General features: G+C 61.5%; 5 protein-coding genes and 1 tRNA gene. All 6 read right to left on the reverse strand.

Annotation, left to right across the window (positions count from 1 at the left end):
• Positions 1 to 2: 2 nt before the first annotated feature.
• Entirely contained in the window at positions 3 to 1268 is a 1266-nt protein-coding gene (locus tag QZS13_RS06695) for a VanZ family protein (RefSeq protein WP_295587169.1), read from the reverse strand.
• 515 nt (positions 1269 to 1783) lie between these two features.
• Positions 1784 to 1857, reverse strand: a tRNA-Gln gene (locus QZS13_RS06700).
• 89 nt (positions 1858 to 1946) lie between these two features.
• Positions 1947 to 4289, reverse strand: coding sequence for an SEL1-like repeat protein (locus tag QZS13_RS06705; protein WP_295587160.1), 2343 nt, complete (start codon positions 4287 to 4289; stop codon positions 1947 to 1949).
• A 15-nt stretch (positions 4290 to 4304) separates the two neighbouring features.
• The gene (locus tag QZS13_RS06710) at positions 4305 to 5177 is read right to left on the reverse strand and encodes an ATP-binding protein (protein WP_295587161.1); all 873 of its coding nucleotides are present in this window, start codon (positions 5175 to 5177) and stop codon (positions 4305 to 4307) included.
• 24 nt (positions 5178 to 5201) lie between these two features.
• The gene (locus QZS13_RS06715; RefSeq protein ID WP_295587163.1) at positions 5202 to 5780 is read right to left on the reverse strand and encodes a hypothetical protein; all 579 of its coding nucleotides are present in this window, start codon (positions 5778 to 5780) and stop codon (positions 5202 to 5204) included.
• Between the two features lie 42 nt (positions 5781 to 5822).
• Complete coding sequence (gene cls / locus QZS13_RS06720; RefSeq protein ID WP_295587165.1) at positions 5823 to 7382, reverse strand: cardiolipin synthase; 1560 nt, start codon at positions 7380 to 7382, stop codon at positions 5823 to 5825.
• Between the last annotated feature and the right edge of the window lie 225 nt (positions 7383 to 7607).

Here is a 7607-nt window from a genome sequence, read left to right on the forward strand (position 1 = left end):
ATTCATTGGAGGGCAGGAACATAATCCATGGTGGTTCCCTGTCCCCCGGTCCGAAGCTCAAACCGGTATACCGGCTGGTAAAAGCCCTTTGTATCTGCCATCCAGTCCAATGTGCAGGAACAGATTTCGATGTTTGTCACATCCAGCCGTGCCAGCACAGCTCCCGCGAAGCTGCGGCCCCGGTACAGCTCCGTAACCGCCTGGGCCGGAGACAAAACCTGCTCTTCCCCACACGGCGTCAGGTCCACCATTTCATTGACAATCCGGTCCATTCGGGTCTGGCCATCCTCATACTCCAAGTGACAGCGCAGCGTTCCATAGGCCAGTCGGTCCGCCGCAGGAACCAGATTCGCCGTGAAGCTTGCAACGGCGGACGCTCTTGCCTGAGGAGCATCCAACGTAAACTGCGCCCCCTCCGGGACGGTGATCCCCCACGAAAGCAGCGTATTCAGAACATCCTCGGCACGGAGGTCCTGAGGAGCACCGTCAAAGGTCGGCGTTCTCTCCCTGCCGATGATATATTCCCATGTGCCGTCCCGCTGGTTGAGATGCAAAAAATCCCCGGTAGAGTGATCGGCAAAGATCATGAGATCGTCATAATAATACACATCCGGAAACGTGATGCCCAGCTGCTGGGCAAACTGTGTGCCATAGTTCTCCCCGGCAGCCTTGTCCAGCCGCCCCGCCTGGTAGACCTGGGCGGTGGCAGGCACGTCCTCCGGCGCAAAATCCAGTTTCCACTGCACATCCTTCAGGTCCGCAGCAACCGCAGGTGCATCCGGCAGATTGCCGTAGGGCTTTACGGCATAGCCGATCCCGATGGCGGCAAACGCACACGCCAGCGCAGCCGGTATCAGCAGGCAGCCCAGGCATCGCTTCTTCCACCCGTTCCCCCGTGCAAGCACAGTCAGAATCAGCGAAGTGATACTCCAGCCCACCATGGCGCCCAGCACATTGGTGAAAAGATCGTCCACATCAAACATTCCCTGTCCGGTTGCCAGCTGGGCAAATTCAATTGCCAGAGATACGCCAAGCCCGGCAAGCAGCATCTGCTTCCATTTTCTGAATTTCCCTGACAGTATGGGAAGCAGGACGCCCAGCGGAACAAACAGGGCAATATTAAGCAGTACATTGAGCCACGCCTGAAGCGCAAACTGGTTCCAGGCCTCCCGCCAGGCCCTGAACAAATGGAAGTTCCACTCCCTGTATCCAGGCTCACCTCTCAGCAGCGTGGCAAACACCGTCAGCATCAGCCAGCCAACCAGCATCAGCAATGCAGCCGCCTTCCTCCAGGGAAAGGTCCGTCCCCTTTTCCTGGCGATCCCCCACACTGCGGTCAAAACCGCAGCGCAGACCAGCACCGCCGGCACTGCCAGCCGGATTCCCCTCTCGAGCAAGTAAAAGACATACTGTACGAAATCATGCATGGCGGGCACCTCAACTTTATTTTCTAAGCCACGTTTCACTTCCTCCCGGCTGCCGGGCCTCTCTATTATAGATTTTAGCAGAGCGGCTGCTTTTCCACAATCCCTGCCCCGAGCAAACCGGAAGCGCAGTGTTTCCTCATGCCATACTTTTCCCGCTCAGATGCCCGCATCTCCCGGCCGCCAAGTCATCCGCCCAGGCCTGCATTCCGCCGCAGGTTCTCTTTCGGCGGAATACAGGCCCCACGCAAAGGGGAGAGAGAACAATGAAAAGAAGCCGCCTCATCTCAAAGGATTGTCTGTCAAGGCAGCTGTATGCAAAAAAAGTCGGCAAGCTTTAAAAGCTTGCCGACTTCATCTGGCAGCGGGTGAAGGATTCGAACCCTCACATACAGAGTCAGAGTCTGCTGTGCTACCTTTACACAAACCCGCTAGATCCGTTCGCTGTTGTTCACCGCAGCGAACAGATATTATTATACAGAAAAGCTGTTTTTTGTCAATAGGTTTTTTCAATTTTTTTATTTATATTTTGAGTCCCCAGAGATCCCCGAAGAATCCGCGCTTGCGCCGCAGCCGGGCCGCGCATGCCTGTGCGTCCTTATAGTGCTGTTTGCCCGCCTGTTCGTACAGTGACGCTGCCTGCTCCCGGTCCTTGGCCACGCCCTTGCCGTGCTCATAGCACCAGGCCAGGCGATACTGCCCCCGGGCATAGCCCTTCTGGGCGGAAGCGGCGTACCAGCGCACCGCCTCGCCCCAGTCCTGCTTCACTCCCACGCCGTTTTCATAGAGATATCCCAGATTGCAGGCCGCCACACGGTCGCCCTGCTCCGCCGCCGCGCGATACAGCTCCGCCGCCCGCCGGACGTCCTTTTTCGTCCCCGTGCCGAACTCGCAGCACACGCCCAGATTGCACTGGGCACGGGGGAACCCCTGCGCAGCCGCCTTTTCATACCACTGGACCGCCTGGGCCATATCCTGCGGCACGCCCCGGCCGGATTCGTAGAGATACCCCAGGTTGCACTGTCCGGCCGCATCCCCGCCCAGCGCGGCTCGCTCATAGAGCTCCGCCGCTTTGGTGAGGTCTGGTGCCACGCCCTCGCCGTTTTCATAGCACACACCCAAATTGCACATGGCCGGTACAAATCCGGCTGCCGCGGCCTTTTCATACCACCGGACTGCCTGAGCCAGATCCCGGGGCACGCCCAGGCCCTGCTTGCAGAAAATGCCCATGCAGTGCATGCCCCGGGCGTCACCCTGGTCCGCCGCGGCCCGGTACAGCTCCGCTGCCCGCTCAAGGCTCTCAGGCACGCCCTTGCCGTACTCATAGCACCAGGCCAGATTGCACTGGGCACGGGGCATTCCCTGCTCTGCCGCCTTGCGATACCACGCCGCCGCACGGCCCCAGTCCTGCTCCACGCCCCGGCCGATCTCATACAAAAAGCCCAGATTGCACTGGCCCGCCGCATTCCCGGCCTCCGCCGCCGCACGGTACAGCTCCGCCGCCCGCTGGAAGCTCTGGGGCACGCCCTCGCCCCGCTCGTAGCACACGCCCAGATCACACATCGCCGGGGCGGAGCCTGCGTCGGCAGCCGATTGATACCATCTGGCAGCCTGTACCGCGTCCTTTGGCACGCCCAGGCCGTAGTCATACGCCCTGCCTACGCCGAACATGCCCCGGGGGTCGTCCTGGGCCGCGGCAGCCCGATACCAGCGGAACGCGGCCGTCAGGTCCTTTTCCACGCCCTTGCCCCACTCGTAGCACCAGGCCAGATTGCACTGGCCGCGGGCCGAACCCAGGGACGCCGCCCGCTGGTACCAGTCTACCGCCTGTTCCCAGCTCTGCTCCACGCCCTCGCCGGTTTCGTACAGATATCCAAGGCAGCAGCAGGCATCCTCTTCCTCCTGCTCCGCCGCCTTGCGGTACCATTCCGCCGCGGCGGTGAGGTCCTTCTCCACGCCCAGACCCCGCTCGCAGCAAAGGCCCATGCTCAGCTGCCCTCTCGGGTAGCCCTGGTCCGCCGCGGCCCGGTACAGCTCCACTGCCTGCGCTTCATCGCGCGCCACACCCTTGCCGTATTCATAGCACCAGGCCAGGTTGCACTGGGCGCGGGGATAGCCCTGCGCAGCGGCCTTTTTGTACCAGGCCACCGCCTGCTCCCAACTCTGCTCCACACCTTGGCCGGACTCGTAGAGATACCCCAGGCAGCACTGGCCCGGCGCGTGTCCGGCCTCCGCCGCAGTGCGGTACCACTTCACCGCCTGAACCAGGTCCCTGCGCACACCGGTGCCGAACTCCAGGCACCGGCCCAGCTCCGTCTGGGCCGGCGGCGCCCCCAGCCATGCGGCGGAGCGGTACCACTTCACTGCCTCCGCCGGGTCCGGCTTTACGCCGTAGCCCATGCGGTATGCCTCGCCCAGCAGGAACTGGGCACGGGGCAGGCCATGCTGGGCCCCCTTGCGGAAGCACTCCAGGGCCTTGGCGTAGTCCTGCTCCACCCCGATGCCGTATGTATAGCAGTAGCCCAGGTTTACCAGTGCCGGGTAGTAGCCCTTGGCGGCCGCCTGGGCATAGAGAATGACCGCCTGTTTGGGATTGGCCGTCACGCCTACGCCGGCCTCCAGACACCAGCCCAGATTGGTCAGTCCCGGCGCGTCGCCCAGTGCCGCCGCCCGCTGGTAGCAGGCCAGGGCATCCGTGCCGTTGTCCTCTTCCACCGCCTGGTTGCCCAGGCTCACCCAGTCTCCGCCGCCCAGTTCCTCCTCCAGCAGCGGTGCGAAAAACACGCCGCCGCACCGGGGGCACACCTCCGGCTCCTTCCGGGCCACATAGCCGCAGTCCGGATTTTCACAACGATAATACTCCATAGCCGTTTCCTCGTTTTACGGCCGCTCTTGGTGTAAAAAGTCGGCCGTGCCATTGTAATCATCCAAAAAAGAATATGCCTTTCCCCGGTACTTGAACCCCGGGAACGTGTCCAGCTGAACGCCGTGGATCGCCCGGAAAATGCTCTTTTCAATGTTCGGGTTGGTCTTTTTCAGCTGCCGCAGCAGCACCTTCATCTCCTGGCGCTTGCTCTCGCCCACCCCGTCGCCGGCGGCGTCCCGGGCCTCGGTAAAGCGGCAGGCGCACTGCAAAAAGCGCAGATGGTTGTAGTTTTTCCAGGCAATGATGGCGTCCTCGTGGACGCAGTAGAGGGGGCGGATCAGCTCCATGCCGGGGAAATTCCGGCTTTTGAGCTTGGGCGGCATGGCCTGCAGCTGGGCCCCGTAGAAAAGGCCCAGCAGTGTCGTCTCCACCACGTCGGAGAAGTGGTGCCCCAGGGCGATCTTGTTGCACCCGAGCTCCTGGGCCTTGGCATATAAAAAGCCCCGGCGCATCCGGGCGCACAGATAACAGGGGTTCTTCTCCACCTGAACGGTTACATCGAAGATGTCGCTTTCGAAAATCTCAATGGGAATCCCCAGCGTCCGGGCGTTTTCCACAATCAGCGCCCGGTTGGCCGGGTTGTAGCCGGGGTCCATGACCAGGAACGTCAGGTCAAAGGGCTGCTCCGTGTGGCGCTGGAGCTCCTGCATGAGCTTTGCCAGCACCATGGAGTCTTTCCCGCCGGAGATGCACACGGCAATTTTGTCTCCCGGCTTCACCAGCTCATACCGCTTCACAGCCGCGATAAAGGGATTCCACAGGCTTTTGCGGTAGGTCTTGATGAGGCTGCGCTCCGCGATCTCCTGGGCCGTCAATTCTCTGGACATAAGTACCTCCAACTGTTTTTCTTCTTACTGATACGCCGCCAGGTCCTCCTGGGTGAACGGCTCCAAATTGCCGTAATCCACCTCTATGGATGCCAGCACCGCCCGGAATTCCTCCAGCCGGGACGGCTCCACCTTCTCCTGGCCCTCTGCGGGCCGGTTTTCCACGTAGACAAATGTACCGTCAAAGGCCCGGCACTGGCCTACGTCCACCGTGTGGGCCGCAATGTCGGGGTACAGGGACTCCACCGTCAGCATCCAGCCGCCGCAGATCTGGGGCGTACTGTCCTCCGTATAGTCCGGCACGTAGTAGAGGTTGGCCTCCACCACAAAGATATTATCCGAGCCGATATCGTCCACCCGTACCAGCTCCGCGTATCGGGCGGGGACCGTGATGGTGATCTCCTCGCCCTCATACACGGCCACCCGCTCTTCTTCGGAGTCCGCCGACTCCTCCTGTGCCGGCTCTTCCTGTACAGCTTCCTCCTGCACAGGGGTTTGGGCCTGCTCCTCCGTCCCGTCCGGGGTATTCTCAGAGCGGGGCGTACATCCGGCGCTGGCCAGCAGCGCCGCTGCAAGCAGCAAAACCATCCATTGCTTTTTCATATCCATCGCTCCTCTCTTTTTTGTCCTCCGGGGTAGCGTTTTTCACAGCCAGATGGCCCCCAGCTTCAAAAGAGCGGCAAAGGTCCGGCGGTACCAGGGCCGCTGCTCCCACTCCGCCAGGGTGTACGGTGCGCTCTGGCCCATAATCTCATCCAGGTCCTCCAGCAGCTCCTCCACCGCCGGCATGTGGTAGAGCAGCACGCCGCACTCATAGTGGAGCTGGAAGGTACGGTAGTCCATGTTGGTGCTGCCGATCAGGGCCACCTCCCGGTCCACCATGACGCTTTTGGCGTGGAGGAAGCCGGGGGTGTATTTGTAGATCTTGACCCCGTGGGCCAGCAGCTCGCCCCAGTAGGTCTCCGCCACCATATAGGTGAACTTGTGGTCCGGTACAGCGGGCACGCACAGCCGCACGTCCACGCCGGCGTCCGCCGCGATGCACAGCGACTTCTGCATGGACTCCTCCACCGCGTAGTAGGGCGTGGTGATATACAAAAACCGCTTGGCGGAGGCGATCAATTGCAGATAGGTCTCCTCAATGGGGTTTTCCGGATTATTGAGGGGGCCGTCCGTAAAGGGCTGGCAATACCCGGTCCCTGTGCCGGAGCGGCGGGGACGGTAGTAGTCGTCCTCACTGGGCAGCGTCCTGCCGATCATCTTCCACATGTGGATGAACTGAGCGGCAAAGCCCCAGGCACCGTCGCCGTCGATGCGGACGCCGGAGTCCTTCCAGTGGCCGAAGCGGACCACCAGATTGGCATACTCGTCTCCCACGTTGATGCCGCCGGTATAAGCGGTGGCGCCGTCGATGACGGCGATCTTCCGGTGGTCCCGGTAGTTGAAGTAGATGCGGTTGACGTAGCGATGGACGGGGTTGAACACCTCCACCTCGATGCCCGCGTCCTGCATGGCCTGGAGTGTGGCGTCCGAGAGGCGGGTGAGATTCCCGAAGTCGTCGAAGATGATGCACACCTCCACCCCCGCCGCGGCCCGCTCCCGCAGCGCAGCAAAGATCCGGTCCCAGACCTGTCCCTCCGCCAGAATGTAGTACTCCAGAAAAATATAGACCTCCGCCTGGCGCAGATGTTCGATCAGGTCGTCGAAAAACGCGGCGCCGTCGGAAAAATACCGGGCGCTGGTGTTGCGGTAGAGGGGAAAGCCCTTCTTGGCCAGAAACGCAGCCAGCCGCCCCCAGGCGGGGCTCTGGCGCCGCAGCCGTGCGATGTTGTTCTCGCTCTCCATCCACACGCTCTCCCGCTCCCGGATGGGCGGGATCTTCCGCAGGCTCAGGCTCTTGGCCTGGTGTGTTCCGCCCCACAGGCAAAACAGAATCATGCCCGACACCGGCAGCGCCAGCAGCAAACACATCCACACCAGCTTGTAGCTGGGACTTCCGGAGCGCAGATATACCCGGATGGCAGCCACCGCGCCGGCCAGCTCCAGCACGGCGTAAAAATACCCCACCTTCTCCCGCAGGAACTGGGTCAGCAGCAGCGTCACGGCAATCTGCGCGATGACCGTAAACGCACACATGGAAAGACTGGTAAAAGCAGAAATGCGCCGCTCTGTGCGCTCCGGCGTCCTCGTCCGGTGTTTTCGCATGCATCTCACCTCCCTCATGAAGCTTCCTCCATTTATCCCTGTATTATACTCAAATCCAGCATGTACCGCAAGCAACATTCTGTAAACAAAGCGCCCCCGCCGCAGGGCGGAGGCGCTTTGTTTGCATTTTTCCGTGCCGGGCCGGCATTTTTACCGCTGGCTCCGCAGCAGGTTCTGCTTGATGTCCCAGAGCTTCTGGGACAGGTCCACATAGTAGTTGTGGGG

Origin of the sequence: uncultured Oscillibacter sp., from assembly GCF_900546705.1 — a bacterium.
Lineage (GTDB): Bacteria > Bacillota > Clostridia > Oscillospirales > Oscillospiraceae > Oscillibacter.

Excerpts from the sequence above, each read along its gene's own strand:
- QZS13_RS06705 (WP_295587160.1), bottom strand. The coding sequence starts at position 4,289 with ATGGAGTATTATCGTTGTGAAAATCCGGACTGCGGCTATGTGGCCCGG.
- cls (WP_295587165.1), bottom strand. The coding sequence starts at position 7,382 with ATGCGAAAACACCGGACGAGGACGCCGGAGCGCACAGAGCGGCGCATT.
- QZS13_RS06695 (WP_295587169.1), bottom strand. The coding sequence starts at position 1,268 with ATGCTGGTTGGCTGGCTGATGCTGACGGTGTTTGCCACGCTGCTGAGA.
- QZS13_RS06710 (WP_295587161.1), bottom strand. The coding sequence starts at position 5,177 with ATGTCCAGAGAATTGACGGCCCAGGAGATCGCGGAGCGCAGCCTCATC.
- QZS13_RS06715 (WP_295587163.1), bottom strand. The coding sequence starts at position 5,780 with ATGAAAAAGCAATGGATGGTTTTGCTGCTTGCAGCGGCGCTGCTGGCC.